This is a genomic window from Lebetimonas sp. JH292, from assembly GCF_000523275.1.
In the GTDB taxonomy this organism is placed as follows: domain Bacteria; phylum Campylobacterota; class Campylobacteria; order Campylobacterales; family Nautiliaceae; genus Lebetimonas.
In genome coordinates this window covers 722,570-741,092 of the sequence record NZ_ATHQ01000001.1, presented here as the reverse complement: position 1 = coordinate 741,092, position 18,523 = coordinate 722,570, and the positions used below count along the sequence as shown (strand labels likewise).

The window sequence follows — 18,523 nt, the reverse complement described above, 5'->3', positions numbered from 1 at the left end:
CCCCCAATTAAAAGCCCCGCTCGGTCCAAAAAATGCAATTACAGGGAGTCTGTTTTAAGCTAAGTTTTCTCACATAACTCACTTGAATTTGTTTTACATAAAGATTTAATATTTTCTATTTTTTTAATTTCTGCTTCAACAGGAGCTGCCGTTAAAACTACCCTTAAATTTAGCTCCTCTTGAATAAAATCAATAATTTTTGCTGAAATTGTATCATCTATACATTTAAAAAGCCATCTGCTCGCCGGATGAAAATGAACAAATTTTTTAGGTAAATTAAAACTGTCAATAAACTCATCATCTTTTTTATCCCAAAAAATTTTAACTCTTTAAAAAGATATTTTTTTTTGGAGAAAATCCTATTTTTATTTTTGCCCTGCTAAATTTTGCAATAAAAGCCCCTCTATCGCCTTCTGTTGTATTTATTATTATATCATAATTTCTAAAACTATTTAAAAATTTAAATTCTTCTATTATTCTTTTTAGTTTTGGAAGGGATTTAAAATAACTTTTATCATAAGTAAAAATATTATTAATATTTGGATTTAGTGTTAGCATCTTTCTGTGCCTTTATTTACTACACAATCAATTTGTGAATCAGGGTAATTTAGTTTTAAATTTTTAATTAAAGGTGTTGTAAGTAAAACATCTCCAATGTTTCTAAATTTAACTACCAATATTTTTAATTTTTCATTTTCCATTTTCAATTATCCATTTTTTTAACGTATTTCCAAAAAGTATATTCACTATAAAGTTTAGCAATTACAAAGCCACTCCATCCATCAAGAAAACCTAACTTTAAAAAATAAATTTTAAAAAAAGTCCAATATGGAGAAAAAATAGCTTTTAATTTATTAGGTTTAGCACCAAGGCTTGAGTATCTGTTTTGCTTGTCAATAAATTCTTCAACACTCTCATATGCATAGTGCAGAAAATAGTTTTTAAGCTCTCCTACCCTTTCATATTCCACACTTTCATGCACTATTCTTTTATTAAAAAAACATTTTTCCTTGTTAAATAGTCTTATACTAAAATCAGGAAAAAGCCCGCAGTGTCTAATCCATTTACCAAAAAAGTTATTAAGCCTTGCCACTTTATATGCATCATACTTCGGATTTTTAATAACTTCTAAAACCTCATTTTTAAGATTTTCAGTAAAAACCTCATCGCTATCTAATACAAATATCCATTTATTAGATGCTTTATTTACAGCTTTTTGTTTTTGTCTGCCAAACCCTTCCCACTTATTATCTATAAAAATTTTGGTATTTTCAAACTTTTTAGAAATTTCTAATGTATTATCTTCACTTCCATTATCATAAATAATTACCTCATCAGCAAATTCTACACTTTTTAATACTTTTTCTAAATATTTTTCACTATTTTTTGTCAAAATTACTATACTTATTTTTTCATCGTGACCGCTTTTTAAGCAGCCAGATGAGTAAAATACACTTTTCATTTTACACTTTACATTTTTTATTGTATTCATTTTCATAAAAATGTTTAAATTTTTTATGAAACCAATACCAAAGTTCTGGATATTGTTTCACCTCTTCTTCAATAATTTTTGATTGTTTATCCACTGAAGATTGAATATCATTGGTATAAAAAATTTCTTTAAAATCTATAATCCATTTATCCTTTACTCTTTCAACCAAATCCATAACAATTGGGATTTTAAATTTTTTACTAAGCAAACAGGCTGATGGTGTATGTAAAACTTTTTTGCCAAAAAAAACTGTTTCCACCCCTTCATTTTCAGCCGTATTCTGATCTACCAAAATTCCAATACTTTTATTGTCCTTCAAATCTTTCATCAAATGCTTAAGAGCCCCTTTTTTATTATAAATTCTAACTCCGAATTTTTCCCTTGTTCTTTTTATTTTTTCATTAAGCTTAGAATTTTCTATATTTCTTACAACTGCGCTTATAGGCGTCACAAAAGCACCTATTGCAGATGTAGCTATTTCCCAGTTACAGGCCCTTTATATTAAACTCTTCTTTTATTTTATCTAAATTATTTAAACTCAATTCTCTTTCTGAGTTCTTCTTTTGAAATAAATGAAAGTTCGATAAATTCAAAGAGATTATTTATAAAATTCTCATTAACTTTTTTTGTAATTTCTTCTTTTTTTTCTTTACTTAATGTCCATATGCCAAATTTAAATTTATGCAAATTACTTTTTTCCTTTTATTGTCCAAATGATACACACTAAACAGAGGGTATATTTAATTATAAATTCTAACATATTAAATCCGTAATAACTTAAATTTTTAAAATTCATCAATTTTCTTTAAAATTTGATTTAAATCCATTTTATCCATTACCATTAAGCCTTTTTTTATGCTTTTTTGCATTTCTACACTTTTAGAAAACTTGTTTTCATAAATTTTGTTATTATATGTACAGCCGTATAAAATCACATTGTTAATATTGTTTGCCCACGCTATAAAGCTAGGACCAGTATCGTTTCCAATAAGTAAATCACACTTATCAATTAATGCTTTTAAAGCATTTAGATTTAAGCTAATCGGCAAAATGTTTGAATTATTTTCAGCCAAAAAAAATGCATCTTTTTTTTCGCTTTCCCCATAATAAGGAATAATTATATTTTCATTTTTAAAATGTTTTGCCAGTTTATCCCATATTTTTAAAGGCGTTTTTTTACACTCCCAGCTTGCCCCTATTATAAAAACTATGTTTTTTTTAGTTTTGCTTAAAAATTCAAACTCTTTATCTTTATAAAACAAAAGTTTTGGATGATTTTTTAAATACTGAGTATCATCAAAGCCGAAAAGATTGATATATCTTCTAATAGCAATTTCGCCTAAAACATCTTTTTTTTCATCATAAAAAAACCTGGCTATTTTCTCCCTTGGATTTTTAAAACCAACCACTATATCACCGACAAGTCTTGCCAAAAGAGCACTTTTAATCAGCCCCTGCAGGTCATATACCCTCTCATACGCATCCATTGATTTAAGTCTTACAAATTCTTTAATATATAAACTTTTTTGTTTTTTTGCTTGTCTTAATTTAACCGGCACAATATTTTCAATAAAAGGATTATATTCTAAAATTTCTTTAAAAACATTATCCACAAAAAAATCAACTTTTTTATTAAGTTTAGGCAAAACAATAAGTGAATGAATTATATCTCCAAGAGAACTGAGTTTTATTATTGCTTCCATTATTTCCTTTTGGTAAAATATGTAAAATTATAACAAAAAGGAAATAAGTGTTTAAATTTTTAAAAGAGTATATGCCTTATTACAAACATTATAAAAAACAGATTTTCTTATCCGTAATAGGAATGATTTTGGTTTCTCTTGCAACTGCCGCAACCGCATATTTAGTAAAACCGGTACTTGATAAAATATTTATAGAAAAAAACATCCGTTTATTATATTTATTACCGTTTGCAATTGTACTTGCCTATTTTTTAAAAGGTGTGGGCTCGGTTTTGCAGCAGTATTATGTAAGCTTCATAGGAGAAGATATTGTAAGGCAAATCAGAGATAAATTTTTAAAGCATATTTTAAGTTTTGACCTGCTCTATTTTAAAAAAACCCACTCAGGAGAGCTGGTCAGCAGAACAATAAATGATATAAACAGAATCCAAGGAGCGGTTAGCCATTCTTTGGCCAATTTACTTAGAGATATATTAATGGCTGTTTTTCTTTTGGCGGTGGTAATATATCAAAACCCGAAATTGGCTTTTTTTGCACTGATTATTTTGCCTTTTATTATTTACCCTGTTAGCATTATTTCTAAAAAACTGAAAAAATTATCCAAAGAAGCTCAGAATCAAACCGCAAAATTAAATAAACACCTAAGTGAAATTTTTAAGAACATAGAAACAATAAAAGCATTTAACGCAAAAAAATATGAAATAAAAAAATTTGAAGAGCTGAATCTCAAATATTTAAAAATAAATCTTAAAACCATACGGACACAGGCTGTTTTGATTCCGGTGTTGGAAACCCTTACCGCGGCAATAGGCGCAATTGTAATTATTATCGGAGGAAAAGAGGTAATTGAAAATCAAATGAGTGTCGGAGCGTTTTTTTCTTTTATGACGGCACTTTTTATGATGACAGACCCGATTAGAAGAATAGCAAACACATATTCAAGATTCCAGGATGCAATTGCCGCAAATGAAAGATTAAAAGAAATATTTAATCTAAAACCTGAAATCATTTCGGGCAATAAAAAATTAAGCTCTATTGAAAAAATAGAATTTAAAAATGTAAATTTAAAATACGGAAACAAAAAAGCTTTACAAAACATAAACTATGAAACAAAAAAACCCAAAATTATAGGTCTTGTAGGGGACAGCGGAGGGGGGAAAAGTTCTTTTGTATCAATGCTTGAAAGATTTTATGATGCAAACAGCGGCGAAATTTTAATAAATGAAAAAAATATAAAAAAATATAATATTTTTGATTTAAGGGGCAAAATTGCCTATATTCCGCAGAATGTTCACATTTTTAACGACACAATTGCCGCAAACATCTCCTACGGAAGAGAAATTAACGAAGAAAAAATAATCGAAGCACTTAAAAAAGCAAATTTATGGGATTATGTAAAAAGTTTGGAAAATGGTATATACACCGTTTTGAACGAAGGAGGAAGCAATCTAAGCGGAGGGCAAAAACAAAGAATAGCAATAGCAAGGGCTTTATATAAAAACCCGGATGTTTTAATTTTAGACGAAGCAACAAGCGCACTGGACAATAAAAGCGAAAAAGTAATAATGGATAGTATTTTAAAACTTAAAGACAAACTTGTTTTTATAGTGGCACACAGATTAAATACCATTGAAAATGCAGATGAAATTTTAGTTTTTAAAAATGGACAGATTGTATGTAAAGGAAAAAAAGAAGAATTATTAAAAAACTGTGAAGAATTTAAAAAACTATACGCTAAATATTAATTTCTTCAAGTCTTTTTATAAGTTTTATAGGGGTCAAGGCATAATTCGGTTCATAATTTCCTGCAACCGAGTGGGCCAAACTTGCATTAATTGTAGCATCAAGCAAACTTTCTCCCTGAGCCAATAAACTTCCTATCATTCCGGCCAAAACATCTCCGCTCCCGCCTTTTGCCAATGCAACGTTTCCAAGAGGGTCAATAAAAAGTTTTTTATTATGCACAATTATTTTGTTTGCGCCTTTAAGAAGCAATACAACTCCGGGATATTTTTTACTGAATTCCAATGCCAAATCAAACCTGTTTTTTTGAATTTCTTTTACGCTGTATTCTCCAATACCGGTTAATTTAAGAAGTGATGAAAACTCTTTTGGATGAGGGGTTAAAACAACATCTTTTTTTAAAAATTTTAAAATCTCTTTTTTATAAAACATATCCGCATCTATTATCATCGGTATATCAAGTTTTGCAATTTCTTCAAGCTCATCATCAAAATAATTGCCAAGCCCCATACCAAATGCAAGTGCTGAGAAATTTTCAATATGGTGTGTCTGCATAATTTCATAAGGGGCATTAACCTCTTTATGAGTGACTAAACTAACAAGTCCGCACCCGAAATTAAATGCGGCCATACCCGCCATTATTGAAGCGCCTTTTTTCTCTCCGCATAAAATACCTAAATGGCCATAACTTCTTTTGTGAGTATTTTGTTTATTTCTAAAAGGAAGTTTTAAGTCATTTTTTTCCAAAACAAAAAAACTGCTTTTTTCAATATAGTTTGAAAAAGAAACACCCAAATTTGCTATTTTAATCTCACCCACATAATCTTTTGCCATGTCTGAATATAAAGCTAATTTTTCAGCACCCATTGTAACGGTCACATCTGCCCTGAAAGACACAGGTCTTAAATTCCCTTTATCATCAATTCCGGTTGGGATATCACAGGCTATTTTAAAAGAATCCATTTCATTCATATTTTCAACTACATCCGCTATCCCGTCATCTAAATCCCTTTTTAACCCGCTTCCAAAAATTGCATCCACCAAAACATCAGCTTTTTTTATCTTTTTACTGACTTTCCCGCCAATTCTTAAAAACCTTTCAAGCTGGAGTTTTGCCATGGCGGATTTTGCATTTAGGGGTAAAAACAGATTAACCTTATAATCCCCTAAAAGGATTCTTGCAAGTGTTATCCCGTCTGCCCCGTTGTTTCCGGGACCAGAAATTATAGTTACACTGCTTCCTTTCTCAAATCTTTTATATATTTCAAGAGCCATTTCGTAAGCTGCGTGTTCCATTAAAATATCTTCTCTCAAGTTATATTTTTCATAACATTTTTTATCCAAAAAATAGACATTCTCAAACACTTCTCTCATCACTCTCTCCTTAAAATTTTCTCATATATAAAATCGACAAAAGGGTTTTCACTGAATTCCGATTGAATTTTATCCCTGTTTTTTTCAGCCCAAGCCATAAAATCATTTTTACCGTCATATTTTGAAAAAAATTCCTTAATTCTTCCGGCTTTACTTAAACTTATAAAGCCGTATTGCAATTTAAGTTCTTTTTTGAGAGCCTCTTTTGGAGATTCGCCTTTAAGTATTCTATAAAATGTTGCAACAAACCCGCTCCTGTCAGCCCCAGCCTTGCAGTGAAAAAGAAGGGGTTTTTTGTTTTTATTCATTAAAATATCTTTTAATTTTTCCATCTCTTCTATTTTGGGAAGTGTTCTTGATGAAATTGGAAGCTCTATATATTCAACCCCTAATTTATCGCATATTTCTTTTTCTTTTTTATATAAATAATTATCGCTGCCTCTTAGATTTATTACAGTTTTTATATTATATTTTTTAATTATTTTTTTAAGCCTCCAGGGAAGTATCTGGGCGCTTCTGTAAACGCCTTCGTCAATTTTGTGAAAATTATTCCAAAACAGATTTATAAAATTATGTTCTTCTGTTAAAATTTTGATAATTTCTTTCATCTTTTCCTATACTTTAACGCTTTTAATAAATCAACTTTTTTTATTTTATCTCTTTTATCTAAATTTGCAATGGTTTTTGCCACCTTTAATAAATTAAATTCGCTTCTTTTAGAGAGTGCAAAATTTCTTTTGGCTTTATTTAAAATATCATAAGCTTCGTTTTCTAAGTCAAATTGATAATTTTCTTCTAAATTGGCATTAAATTTACCTTTTTGCATTTCAAATGCAGTTAAAACCTTCTCAAACATCTCTTTGCTTGAAATTGTATCTTTTGAGTCGTCTTCAATCATCTGATGATATATTTCAATCCTGTCATAAAGAGGCTCGCTTATCCTGTTTTTATACCTTCTGATTTCAAGGTCCGTGCATCTGCATTCTTTAAGAGGACTTAACAAATTTCCGCAGGGGCATGGATTCATAGCCGCCGCAAATAAAATATCCGTTTCATACTCTATTTTTGAATTTACCCTGCTGATTAACACTTTTTTATCCTGCAGTGGAAGGCGCAGATTTTCCAAAACATCTTTTTGAAAATAAGGAAGCTCGTCAAAAAACAAAATCCCCTTGTTCGCAAATGCAATTTCCCCAATTTTAGCCCCCCTGCTTCCGCCTCCGAATATTGCTGCTTTTGTAGATGAATAATGCGGCGCTCTATAAGGCCTGACAGGCTTAAATGTAACTTCTTTCCCCTCAAGTGAATTATATTTTTCAACTTCAAGTATCTCTTCCAGACTCATAGGAGGCAGAATATATTTCATTCTGTTTATTATCATAGATTTACCGACTCCCGGACTTCCCTCAAACAAAATATTATGAAACCCAGCCGCTGAAATCAAAGCCGCTTCTTTTGCCTCGTTTTGACCTATTACATCTTTAAAATCCTCTTTAAATTCATTTAAATAGTAATATTTTTTACCGTTAATATTTATCGAGTCATAATTTAATTCACTTTTTTCACTTTTTTTTGGAGCAAATTCTTCAAACTCTTTTATATGCGAAAAAGCATATATTTCAATTCCTGGGATTTTAGACACTTTACCTGCACTCTCAAGCGGAATTATCACTTTTTTAGGCTTTAAAGATAAAATTATAGGAAAAATTGTATTTGTATCTTTAAGTTTACCGTCAAGCCCAAGCTCGCCCAAAACCAAAAATTCTCTCAAATCAATATCTTTTTTATGATACAGAATACTTAAAGCTATCGGCAAATCAAAATGGCTTCCCTCTTTTTTCAGAATGAAACTAACTCATATAAATTTCCCAATAAATTTAAAAAAAAAGAAGTGGAAGAAGGTAATAAAGATTAAAGAAAGTATTTATGAATGTAATAAAATTTAAATAGAAAATAATAATATTATTTAAAGAAGAATTTTTAAAAAAATTTCATATGAATTAAAAATTTTAGATTAGAAATTATTTTAAAATTTTTATAAAACTTCTCTTTCTTTTAAATTAAGATTAATATCTTTATTAAATATATAAATAATTTATTTTCTTCATTTTCTGTAAATATATGTTTCTGTATTTATCAATTCTTTTAGATCTTTTAACGTTTCGATTACTTAATTTTTTCTGAAATAATATTCTTAAAATATTCTTATTTAATTCTTAAAAATCTTTTATAATATCTAAGTTTTTTCATATTTATCAATAATTTTTTTATTATTTTTCCAATTAGTTTTACTTTTATTTTTTTTATAAAATTTCACTTAATTCAATAACTTTAAATTTTTTAATTTCAAGGTTTGACAAACCTCCAAAAAGGTTTTTATTAACTTTTTTGTTTTATTTTTGCTTTTTGGATATTAAATTTATTTAACAATATCTAATAATTGCAAAATATTATTTATTTCCTCTCTCACTAAAAGTTAAATTTTTATTTTTTTCTTTAAACTTATTAACAAGATTCATACATTAATCTTTTCTCTTATTAACAAACAATAACTTCATCAAATTTTTAAAATAGTTTTAAATTTATCTAATGAATTTTTTTTAAAACTTTTTCTGTATTTTGTATATTTCTCATCTGATTTTTTAAAATAAAAAACAAACTTGCTATCATTTTTGCAGTTTTATTGAAGATAATTTTTTTGTAAAAGTTTTAAATATAATTATATTCATATTTTAAATCTAATTTTTTATACCACTCCCACAGGTTGGGTCAAAGATATTACAATTTTGTAAAATACTTACTATTTTTTTTTATATAAATTTAATTTTTTTAAAAAATATAAAATTTTGTTGAAAATACGGGACAATTTCTTTTTTATTAATTCATTTTTCAAAATTTTTTATCGCTTTTTCGTACTTTTTCATCACAAAAATTAAATTTATTCATTAAATTTATATAGGTCTTTAATCTCATCTTTTTTCAATAAGCTCTCTAATAGCTTAATACTTTTTTGTAATCAAACACTGCATTTGGAGTTTTCAAATTACAGGAATAACATATATCAAATGCTTTTTTATGCAATACTTTATCACATTGAACTTTTTCATTATTTTTTTTTTATCTTTAAAATCTCCTTTTGTTTTTCTACATTTATATTTAAACTTTATCATAAATATATTATTTTTTTTCACACCTTTTTTATCAGCAGTTGCTTTTATTTTTAAAACAGTTGATTTTGAACTTTTTCTTCTTTTATCCTCATTGCCCTGTAAATATGATTACAAGTCATTAAAAATTTCTAAACTATTTTTTCTACATAAGTTTCAAATTTTTTAATTTTTTTTCTTTTTAAATAAGGAATTACATATCCTACTGAATAAAATCTTTTTTAAATCGATAAAAATTAGATCTTCTTTTAATCTTTTATCTGTCTCTTATATTTGAAAAATCAATTTTAAATAATTAAATTAATTAGTTTTTAATGCTCTTTATTTGATAAAGTTGTCCTTTTCTTCTTTAATATTTAAATCTTTAATAATTATAATTTTAATTTTTAATTCTTCATTTTTAATCTGTTTCGTGTGGTTTTTGTTTATATTCTTTTAAATTTTTTTCTTTTAAAAGCTCTTTAATAGTTTCAAATGTCTTGGATTTCTCAAAAAAAAATCTGATGAATTAATAATGAATAATATTATTCTTCTCCTTTTTTAACAAAATGCTCTTTAATTGTAAGTTTTTTTAAATTTTCAACACTCACTATTTTTTCTTTTCTTTCAAACCCGTTTTTAACAACATCTCCAAATTAATCCAAACAGATAATCTTTTATTAAATATATTCAAATCCGCCGGAGAGAGCGAAATAGTGATTTTAAGAGGCGGAAATTCGAAATCGTTGTTAAGCAGGGCGGACTTTACCCTTTCTTTGCTTTCCTGAATTGACTGGCTTGTAAGCCCGACAATGGAAAATCCTGGAAGAGCTTTTGTAAAAGAGCTTTCGACTTCCACTTTTTGGGCACCAAATCCTTCAAGTGTGGCCGAATTTATTTTTTTCGTTTTTGTTTTAATAGTTTTTTCCACTCTTTTTCAAACTTCTTTCTTTTTATATAATCCAGTCTTTCTACAAACAGATATCCGTCCAGATGGTCTGTCTCATGCTGAAATGCAACGCTGAGTAGCCCCTCGGCATCCCTGATATGCTCTTTTCCGAATCTGTCAAAATATTTAACTTTAACATTTGCATATCTTTCAACTTCGTCAAAATAATCCGGAACGCTGAGGCAGCCTTCCGTATCTTTTTGGCTTCCTTCCCAAAGTAAAAATTCAGGATTTATTACTTCTATTTTAGAATTTTCACTCTGTTTTCCTTCTTCATCCCCGATATCAATTATTAACGCACGGATTGGAACCGCCACCTGAATAGCGGCAAGCCCGACACCGTTTTTAACAATCATAGTTTCATACATATCATCCAATAATTTATGAAGCTCGCCATCAAATCTTTCAACAGGTTTTGAAATCTGTTTTAAAACTTTATTCGGATATGTAACTATATCAAGCACTGCCATCAATCTACCTTTCCAATGGAATATAATTCTTTATTGCTTTCAGCTTCTTTTAGGGTATTTAACGCTTTAAATATAAATCTTTCCACATCCCTGTTTTCCTTAAGCTCTACTATACCGGCCACAATTTTAAGCGTAAGTTCTTCACCCTCTAAAAAAACAGAGGTATTTAACAACGTATCTGAAAGTCTTTCAACTGTTTTTTGCGCCCCTATCACATCGGTATGTTTAAGAAGCATTGAAAAAATATTTTCTTCGAATGTAGCCACAATATCTGTTCTTCTTGACGTTTTAAGCATTATTTTAGCCAGACTTCTGTTGATTAAGACACGCGATTTTTCAGAATTGAGTTTACTCAAAATATCATCTTGTATTTTAACCATTATAAGAGAACTGGTATGATGAAATTTATTTATTAAATTAAGTTCTTTCCTAACTTCATTTAAAAAATAATTTTTATTATATATACCATATCTCGCATCAAAAACAGAATTACTTTCGATATCTTTTAAAACCTCCACATTCTGGGAATATAAATTTTTAATCTCTTCAACTTCCCTGTTTAGACGCTCATCGATTATTTTTAAATTGTTTTGAAAACCGTTTATCAATTTTATTAAAGCCTTGTTGTTGGTTATGTGGGCTGTTTCTTTAAGCTGTAAACCAAGCAGTTCTTTTAATTTTTTAGTAATTTTATATGTTAGAGCAACATGGTTTAAAAGTTCTTTTGAATATTTAAAAGCATTTTTAAGTTTTATTTCAAATTCCAAATCTTTTTCTAAATCATTACTCTCTTCCAAAGATATTAATTCATAAACCTGTTTTCTGAACGCTTCATTTTCGTTATCCAGCTCATTAAAAAAATAAACTTTATAATAATACGGAATGGGGGGAACCCCGTCTGAGATAAGATTGTCAAATACTCTTTTTGCAAAATTTTCCAATGAATTATTAGAAGAATTTGAAACATTCTGGGTTACATATTTGTCTTCTTGTTGATTTAGCATTAATCTCTCTTTTTAAGCACTTTGTCAACAAGCCCGTATTTCATAGCCTCCTCGGCACCCATAAAGAAATCTCTTTCAGTGTCTTTTTCTATTCTTCTAAGGCTCTGCCCTGTATTTTCAGCCAAAATTCTATTAAGTTCTTTTTTCATTCTTAAAATTTCTTTTGCATGAATTTCTATATCCGTAGCCTGACCCTGGGCTCCTCCCAAAGGCTGATGTATCATAATTCTTGCATGAGGAAGCGCAAATCTTTTTCCCTTAGCACCGCTGCTGAGTAAAAACGCCCCCATGCTTGCCGCCTGCCCCATACAGATGGTTGCTACGTCAGGTTTTATATAATTCATGGTATCATATATTGCCATACCGCTTGTTACAACCCCTCCAGGTGAATTGACATATAAATAAATATCCTTTTCAGGATTCTCTGCTTCCAAAAACAAAAGCTGTGCCACTATTATACTTGAAACATGGTCATTAATTTCTCCCTGGAGCATAACAATTCTGTCTTTAAGTAAGCGAGAGTATATATCATAAGCTCTCTCGCCCCTTCCCGTTTTTTCAATTACTGTAGGTATTAATATACTCAATTTTTATCCTTCTAATTTATCTTCAAGCAGTTTATTTAATAACTTCTCTTCAATCATATTCATTTTTATTACCGGAAGCAGATTGTTTTCCTGATAATATTTTATTACATCCTGAGGATTTTGCCCCTGCATTAAAGCTTCATAATAAATTACCTGGGAGAGTTCCTGATCGCTAACATCAACATTTTCTTTTTTGGCTATGGCATCAACCAAAAATGTAAGTTTTACCCTCTCTTTTGCTTCAGGGAGCAGTTTTTCCCTCAGTTCTTTTACTTTTTCAGGATTTTCCTGAAGTTCTTTAATTTCAGCAGGGCTCATTTTTGAGGCTTCCTGATTAATCATTATTTCAAGTTCTTTTTCAACAACACTTTCAGGCAAATCTATTTCGTATTTTTTAACCAGACATTCAAGTATTTCGTCTTTTTTTGGTCCGAAAGCTTCGGCTTTTTTTCTGCTTAAAATAAGCTCTTTTACATGATTTTTAAGATCATCCAAAGTGGCGTCTTCTTTGTTTAAATATTTTTTAGCCAAATCGTCATTTATTTCGGCCGGAATTTTTTCCTGAATTTTTTTAAGTGTTACTTCAAATTCAGCCTCTTTACCCGCTAATTCTTTTGCTCCGTAATTTTCAGGGAAAGTCACTTTTATTTTTTTACTCTCTCCCACTTTCATTCCGGTAATCTGTTCTTCAAATCCCGGAATAAAAGAATTGCTTCCAAGCTCAAGAGGATAATCATTAGCACTTCCGTTTTCCATCTCTTTTCCGTCAATATAACCTTTAAAATCAATAACGGCTATATCGCCTTTTTCGGCTATTTCCTTATCAGAATCTTTCACCTCAGCCATGCTTTTTGCAATATTTTCAAGTTCTTCGTTAATTTCTTCTTCGCTTACTTCTATTTTTTCAATTTCAGGAACACATTCTTTGTAACCTTCTATTTCTGCTTCAGGCCTTGAATATACTTTAATTTCAACTTCTATTTTTTCTTCGCCTTTTTCAAATTTCACCACATCAGGCTCCGCAATCATATCTTTAATTCCGAGTTCTTTTAAACCTTCATTTAAAATATCTCTTACTGCTTCACTTATTGCATCATTTTCAATATCGCTTGCATACATTTTTTTAACAACTTTTACGGGAACTTTTCCCACTCTAAAACCTTGAACTTTAGCTTTTTTTGCAATTTGTTTGGCAATTTTGTCTTTTTTTGCTTCCAAATCTTGATTTTCTATGTTCGCTTTTATTATACTATTAGCAGAATCAATTTTTTTAGCTTCAACCATACATTATCCTTTTTTAAAGTGTATAATACCATAATTTTATAATTAATTGAAAGGAAACGATGCCGCTTAAAAATATCAAATCGAAAATTGGCTCTAAAAAATTATCCCTTCCGTTTGGAACGGTAAAAAAAATAAATTCCACCAATCTGATAGCCGTAGGGCTTAACCCTTCTATAGGGGATATTGTAAAAATTGTCTCATCCAATAAGGAAATGCTCGGGATGGTAACAAGCCTTGATGAAAAATCTTTTGTGGTAACGCCTTTTAGTTTTTTAGAAGGGTTTAAAATAGGAGATAAGGTGTATATTGACGAAAACGGAATGAAAATTCCTGTTGGGGAGAGACTGCTTGGAAGGGTGGTTGACCCGTTTATGAATCCGATTGACTCCCTCGGTAAAATAAATTTTGAAACAAAATATCCTATAATGAAAAAACCTATCTCTCCCCTTAAAAGAGGTATGATAAATGAAGTCTTCTCAACCGGTGTTAAAGCAATAGACGGTCTTTTAACCTGTGGAAAAGGCCAAAAAATGGGTATTTTTGCCGGAAGTGGGATTGGTAAGTCGACACTCATGAGTATGATTGTAAAAGGAAGTGATGCCCAGGTTAAAGTAATAGCCCTGATTGGCGAAAGGGGAAGGGAAATTCCGGAATTTATAGAACATAATTTAAAAGGCGATTTAACAAATACTGTAATTATAGCGGCAACAAGCGATGATTCCGCCCTTATGAGAAAATACGGGGCGTTTTCGGCCATGGCGGTGGCGGAATATTTTAAAGACCGTGGGAAAGACGTACTCTTTTTAATGGACAGTATAACACGTTTTGCCATGGCACAAAGGGAAATAGGCCTTGCCCAGGGAGAACCCCCTACAAGTAAAGGTTATCCTCCAAGCTCAATTATTCTTTTACCTCAACTGATGGAGAGGGCAGGAAAAGAAAAAGGGAAAGGCTCAATTACTGCATTTTTTACCGTATTGGTGGAAGGAGATGACACATCGGCCGACCCTATAGCGGACCAGGCCAGAAGCATACTCGACGGGCATATTATTTTAAACAGGGAACTTACAGACAGGGGGCTATATCCTCCAATAGACATTCTCTCTTCAGCCAGCAGGGTAATGCCAAATGTGGTAGATAAAGAGCATATAAATTTGGCGCAAAAATTTAAATATCTCTATTCAATGCTCAAAGAAAACGAAGTGTTAATAAGAATAGGCGCATATCAAAAAGGAGTTGATCCTGATTTGGATGGAGCCATAAACAAAAAAGAAGCCATGGAAAACTTTTTAAGACAAAATCCCGATGAATTATATAAATATGAAGAGATATTCAGTTTTTTAAAAATTCTGTTATAATTAAAAATATAATTTATTCAATTAAAAAATTTCACGAAGTTTTTAAAACATTACTCACCAAAATTAAATAAAAAAAAATATGAAATTTTAAATAATATCAAAGAAAGATTAAACGGAGAATTTTTTTCAAAAACATATGAAAGTTTGCAAGTTATAAATAAAAACAATGAATTTAAATTAGATATTACAGAAGAAAGTAACAAAAGAAAATTCGCTTGAAATTTTAAAAAATATAAATCAAATTATAATAAAAATCTTTTCCAAAAATGAGAATATATAAAAACGTTATGGAATCTTTTTAGCAAAGGAGATTATAAAAAAGAGTTTTTTGAGGATTTAGCAAAATATTCAGACAAATAATTTCCATATAAAAAATTACTAAAATGACAATAATTTTCATTCAGCATTATTTATACCATTTTCATAAAGTCTGTCTATAGATTACACTCTTCTTGATTTACTAAACGAAGCCTTTGACAAAACATACTCATGGGCGGTGATTACAGACGAAAATGCAAATATTTTATATGCAAATAAAAGTGTGGAAGAAATTAATAAACAAAAATAAAAACGGAGAGCTTTTTTATTTAAAAGACAAAATAATACCTGTTTTTTCACATGAAGGGAAAAAATAAGAAAATATTATAGAAAAAAAATTGAAAGAAGCTTTTTTACAGACAGGAATTTATATATCAGATTTCTAAAAAAATAAATAAAAAAGAGACATATGCCTTTATAATAATTGATTTAAAAGATTTTAAAATATTCAATCAGATAAACGGAAATTTGCTGAATTTTTAAAAACATTTTTATATAAGTCTTTAGACGAAATTCTTTCAATAATTAAAAATTTCAACAGAAACATATAAAATTTCGAAGAGTTTCAAAACAAAATTGCTGTCAATATAGGCATTGCTCTATATCCCTAGTAAAATTATTAGATAAAGCTTATTTAGCACTAGAGCTTGACAAAAGAAAAAGGAGAATTTACATACGAATTTTTTTCTTCACAAATCAACGAACAGATTTTAAAATATACACAAACCAAAAATCTTTTAAAAACTGCTTTAAAAAACAAAGAATTTATATATCATTTTCAACCGTATGTGGATTCAAAATCTTTAAAAATTGCAGGGGCGGAAACATTTCTTAGAATCAAACACAACAATAAAATAATTTATCCTAATAATTTTATAGATAATGCCGAAAACAGCGGATTTATAAAAACAATAGAAAAACAGATGTTCCCAAAATTTTTAGAATATCTGCAACAGATAAACATACCGCTTTCTTTTAATATTTCAGGCAAATCCTTAACAGATGAAGAGCATATTAAAAATTTATTTAAAAAAATACGCAATTTACCTATAAATATAGAATTAACTGAAAGAGAAATAGCGGGAGATATTGAATATACCAAGAAAATATTCAATTATTTTAAAAATAAAAAATTCAAACTTTCAATTGACGATTTTGGAACGGGTTATTCATCGTTTAGTTATTTAAAAGATTTGCCGGCTGATTATTTAAAAATAGATATATCTTTTGTAAGAAATATAGAAAATTCTAAAAAAGATTATGCCATTGTTGAAACGATTATTGATTTTGCCCATAAATTTGATTTAAAAACAATAGCCGAGGGTGTAGAAAACATTAACCAGTTAAAACTGCTCCAAAATGCCGAGTGTGATTATATTCAGGGATTTTATTTTTATAAGCCTATGCCTTTTAATGAATTTAAATCTCTTTTATAAGCCCGAAAGGGCTTAAAGAGGAGGTAATTATTAAAAACTTTTAAGGAGGGGAAATTGAATTAAAATTATAACACAAAAAACTTAATTTTCGCTTAATTTTTTCGGCACTGACTAAATAAAGCGAAACAATTGCAAATTTTAGCGAAATAAAGACGTTAAAAAAAGCATTTTGTTTGAGCGAAGCGAGTTAATGCTTTTTAGTCTTTATGAAGCGTTAAAAAATTTGCACTTTTTGTTGAGCGTATTTAGTCAGTAATTTATCACTTTTTATAATATATTTGTTATTCATAAATTCAAATTCCAGTTTATAAGAATGAAGCATAAGCCTTTTTGCCCCCGTTGTTTTAATTCTCTCTTCTTCGCTTATCTGTTTATTTAAATATCTGTCGGCAAATTCATTGTCCACCCCGTATAACGGATCCCCCACAACCGGATGGCCTATACTGAAAAGATGCACCCTTATCTGATGCTGGCGACCTGTTAACAAATCACATTCAACAAGTGTATTGTCTCCTATTTTTTTAACGGGCTTTATAATGGTTATTGATTCTTTACCCTCGGGATGAATCATTACTTTAACTTTTATATTTTCATCTCTGTTTGCCAAAATAGGTTTTTTAATAGTCATAATTTTATCCAAATGCCCCCTGATTAGGGCCAGATAACTTTTTTTTATTTCTTTGTTTTGAAAAGAGCGTTTTAAAACGCTTTCGGCAAATTTATTTTTACTTGCCATCACCAGCCCGCTCGTTTCTTTATCAAGCCTGTGGACCAAATTTGCATCTCTCCCCCATAATGCTCTTACATCATCCAGCAAGCTTTTTGTATTAGCCAGCTTTTTTGGGTGAATAGCAACTCCGCTTGGCTTATCAAACACAGCAAAATGGGTTGTTTCAAAAACAGGTTTTAGTCCGTAACCGTTGGGCTCGAACACTATGGCTTTAAGAATACCGCTGCCTCTTGCTGATTTTTCAGTAACTCTTTTTCCGTTTAAACTGACCCTGCCCCTGTCAATCGCCCTTTTTGCTTCACGCATACCAAATCCGAGTTCAATTAAAAAATCAAGTATTTTTTGATTTTTAATTTCAAATTCTTTAACTACAAAACCCATTTTTATCCTAATGTAAAATTGATAATGGAGAATGGATAATTATTTTTTTTTTTTTCATTTTTTTCTAATTTTTCATTATTTTTACCCTCATTTTCCATTTTACATTTTTCATTATCCATTTTTTTTTCATTGGAGCTTATCATATCTGAAAAATCCCTTGTATTTCCTGTTGCCGTAAGTTCATCAAGACTTGTCAGAGAGCTTTTTATATCATTTACTTCACCGCTTACTTTATTTTGAAGCTCCTGAAGCTGTTTTTTATATTCTTCCATTTCCGTTTTCATCTCTTCAAGTTCTAGCTCTCTTCTGATATCAGCCGTTGCATCCCTCCACATTTTTTTTATTTTTATAAAAAGTCTTCCCAAATCCCTCATGGCGTCCGGAAGCTTTTCCGGTCCCAAAACAATAATAGCAATAACTGCTACAAATAAAATTTCGCTAAAGCCCATATCCGGCACGACTTATCCTTTAATTATTACTACTCATAACCCCGCCGCTTTGCAAGCGGCCGGGCAAGCTCACTACTCACTATGTACTATAATTATTGT

At 29.7% G+C, this 18,523-nt stretch carries 19 protein-coding genes; 3 read left to right on the top strand and 16 right to left on the bottom strand.

Annotation, left to right across the window (positions count from 1 at the left end; translation table 11 throughout):
• Positions 1–321 precede the first annotated feature (321 nt).
• From DZ64_RS12660 to DZ64_RS0104440, 6 genes are all read right to left on the bottom strand, one after another.
• Positions 322–558 (bottom strand): glycosyltransferase family 9 protein, encoded by a 237-nt coding sequence (locus tag DZ64_RS12660; protein WP_024789604.1) that lies wholly within the window; start codon positions 556–558, stop codon positions 322–324.
• On the bottom strand, positions 552–701 hold the full coding sequence (locus DZ64_RS12655; protein ID WP_236618648.1) for a glycosyltransferase family 9 protein: 150 nt from the start codon (positions 699–701) through the stop codon (positions 552–554). The genes DZ64_RS12660 and DZ64_RS12655 overlap by 7 nt, the downstream gene beginning before the upstream one ends.
• Before the next feature lie 2 nt (positions 702–703).
• A complete protein-coding gene (locus DZ64_RS0104460; protein WP_051430034.1) occupies positions 704–1,462 on the bottom strand; it encodes a glycosyltransferase family 2 protein in 759 nt (252 codons plus the stop codon).
• Between the two features lies 1 nt (position 1,463).
• Entirely contained in the window at positions 1,464–1,970 is a 507-nt protein-coding gene (locus DZ64_RS0104455; RefSeq protein ID WP_084029321.1) for a lysophospholipid acyltransferase family protein, read from the bottom strand.
• 50 nt (positions 1,971–2,020) lie between these two features.
• On the bottom strand, positions 2,021–2,179 hold the full coding sequence (locus tag DZ64_RS12265) for a hypothetical protein (RefSeq protein WP_156922614.1): 159 nt from the start codon (positions 2,177–2,179) through the stop codon (positions 2,021–2,023).
• Between the two features lie 98 nt (positions 2,180–2,277).
• Positions 2,278–3,195 carry a glycosyltransferase family 9 protein gene (locus tag DZ64_RS0104440; RefSeq protein ID WP_024789601.1) on the bottom strand — a complete coding sequence of 306 codons (918 nt, stop codon included), beginning with the start codon at positions 3,193–3,195 and terminating at the stop codon, positions 2,278–2,280.
• 47 nt (positions 3,196–3,242) lie between these two features.
• On the opposite strand from DZ64_RS0104440, the gene DZ64_RS0104435 reads away from it, so the two are divergent.
• The gene (locus DZ64_RS0104435; protein WP_024789600.1) at positions 3,243–4,940 is read left to right on the top strand and encodes an ABC transporter ATP-binding protein; all 1,698 of its coding nucleotides are present in this window, start codon (positions 3,243–3,245) and stop codon (positions 4,938–4,940) included.
• On the opposite strand, the gene DZ64_RS0104430 is transcribed toward DZ64_RS0104435, so the two are convergent.
• From DZ64_RS0104430 to tig, 8 genes are all read right to left on the bottom strand, one after another.
• On the bottom strand, positions 4,930–6,312 hold the full coding sequence (locus DZ64_RS0104430; protein ID WP_024789599.1) for a bifunctional ADP-dependent NAD(P)H-hydrate dehydratase/NAD(P)H-hydrate epimerase: 1,383 nt from the start codon (positions 6,310–6,312) through the stop codon (positions 4,930–4,932). The two genes, DZ64_RS0104435 and DZ64_RS0104430, sit on opposite strands and share 11 nt — an antisense overlap.
• Positions 6,312–6,920, bottom strand: a complete 609-nt coding sequence (locus tag DZ64_RS0104425) for a tyrosine-protein phosphatase (protein WP_024789598.1) — start codon at positions 6,918–6,920, stop codon at positions 6,312–6,314. Before DZ64_RS0104425 ends, DZ64_RS0104430 begins: the two co-directional genes overlap by 1 nt.
• On the bottom strand, positions 6,917–8,155 hold the full coding sequence (locus tag DZ64_RS0104420; RefSeq protein WP_255327538.1) for a YifB family Mg chelatase-like AAA ATPase: 1,239 nt from the start codon (positions 8,153–8,155) through the stop codon (positions 6,917–6,919). Before DZ64_RS0104420 ends, DZ64_RS0104425 begins: the two co-directional genes overlap by 4 nt.
• A 1,913-nt stretch (positions 8,156–10,068) precedes the next feature.
• Positions 10,069–10,389 (bottom strand): magnesium chelatase domain-containing protein, encoded by a 321-nt coding sequence (locus DZ64_RS11400; RefSeq protein WP_024789596.1) that lies wholly within the window; start codon positions 10,387–10,389, stop codon positions 10,069–10,071.
• Complete coding sequence (def, locus tag DZ64_RS0104395) at positions 10,353–10,877, bottom strand: peptide deformylase (RefSeq protein ID WP_024789595.1); 525 nt, start codon at positions 10,875–10,877, stop codon at positions 10,353–10,355. Before def ends, DZ64_RS11400 begins: the two co-directional genes overlap by 37 nt.
• A complete protein-coding gene (locus DZ64_RS0104390; protein ID WP_024789594.1) occupies positions 10,877–11,881 on the bottom strand; it encodes a diguanylate cyclase domain-containing protein in 1,005 nt (334 codons plus the stop codon). The genes def and DZ64_RS0104390 overlap by 1 nt, the downstream gene beginning before the upstream one ends.
• Complete coding sequence (clpP, locus tag DZ64_RS0104385; RefSeq protein WP_024789593.1) at positions 11,881–12,468, bottom strand: ATP-dependent Clp endopeptidase proteolytic subunit ClpP; 588 nt, start codon at positions 12,466–12,468, stop codon at positions 11,881–11,883. Before clpP ends, DZ64_RS0104390 begins: the two co-directional genes overlap by 1 nt.
• 3 nt (positions 12,469–12,471) lie before the next feature.
• Entirely contained in the window at positions 12,472–13,752 is a 1,281-nt protein-coding gene (gene tig, locus DZ64_RS0104380) for a trigger factor (RefSeq protein ID WP_024789592.1), read from the bottom strand.
• 59 nt (positions 13,753–13,811) lie between these two features.
• Here tig and fliI point away from each other — a divergent pair, with 59 nt between their 5' ends.
• Both fliI and DZ64_RS0104365 read left to right on the top strand, forming a co-directional pair.
• Positions 13,812–15,110: a flagellar protein export ATPase FliI gene (gene fliI, locus DZ64_RS0104375; protein WP_024789591.1), complete on the top strand. Its 1,299-nt coding sequence runs from the start codon at positions 13,812–13,814 to the stop codon at positions 15,108–15,110.
• Positions 15,111–16,075: 965 nt separating this feature from the next.
• Positions 16,076–16,864, top strand: coding sequence for an EAL domain-containing protein (locus DZ64_RS0104365; protein ID WP_024789590.1), 789 nt, complete (start codon positions 16,076–16,078; stop codon positions 16,862–16,864).
• Between the two features lie 214 nt (positions 16,865–17,078).
• Here DZ64_RS0104365 and DZ64_RS0104360 read toward each other — a convergent pair whose 3' ends face one another.
• Together DZ64_RS0104360 and tatB are read right to left on the bottom strand one after the other, a co-directional pair.
• The gene (locus tag DZ64_RS0104360; protein WP_024789589.1) at positions 17,079–17,975 is read right to left on the bottom strand and encodes an RluA family pseudouridine synthase; all 897 of its coding nucleotides are present in this window, start codon (positions 17,973–17,975) and stop codon (positions 17,079–17,081) included.
• A gap of 2 nt (positions 17,976–17,977) precedes the next feature.
• Positions 17,978–18,424: a Sec-independent protein translocase protein TatB gene (gene tatB, locus DZ64_RS10635; protein ID WP_236618647.1), complete on the bottom strand. Its 447-nt coding sequence runs from the start codon at positions 18,422–18,424 to the stop codon at positions 17,978–17,980.
• Positions 18,425–18,523 lie beyond the last annotated feature (99 nt).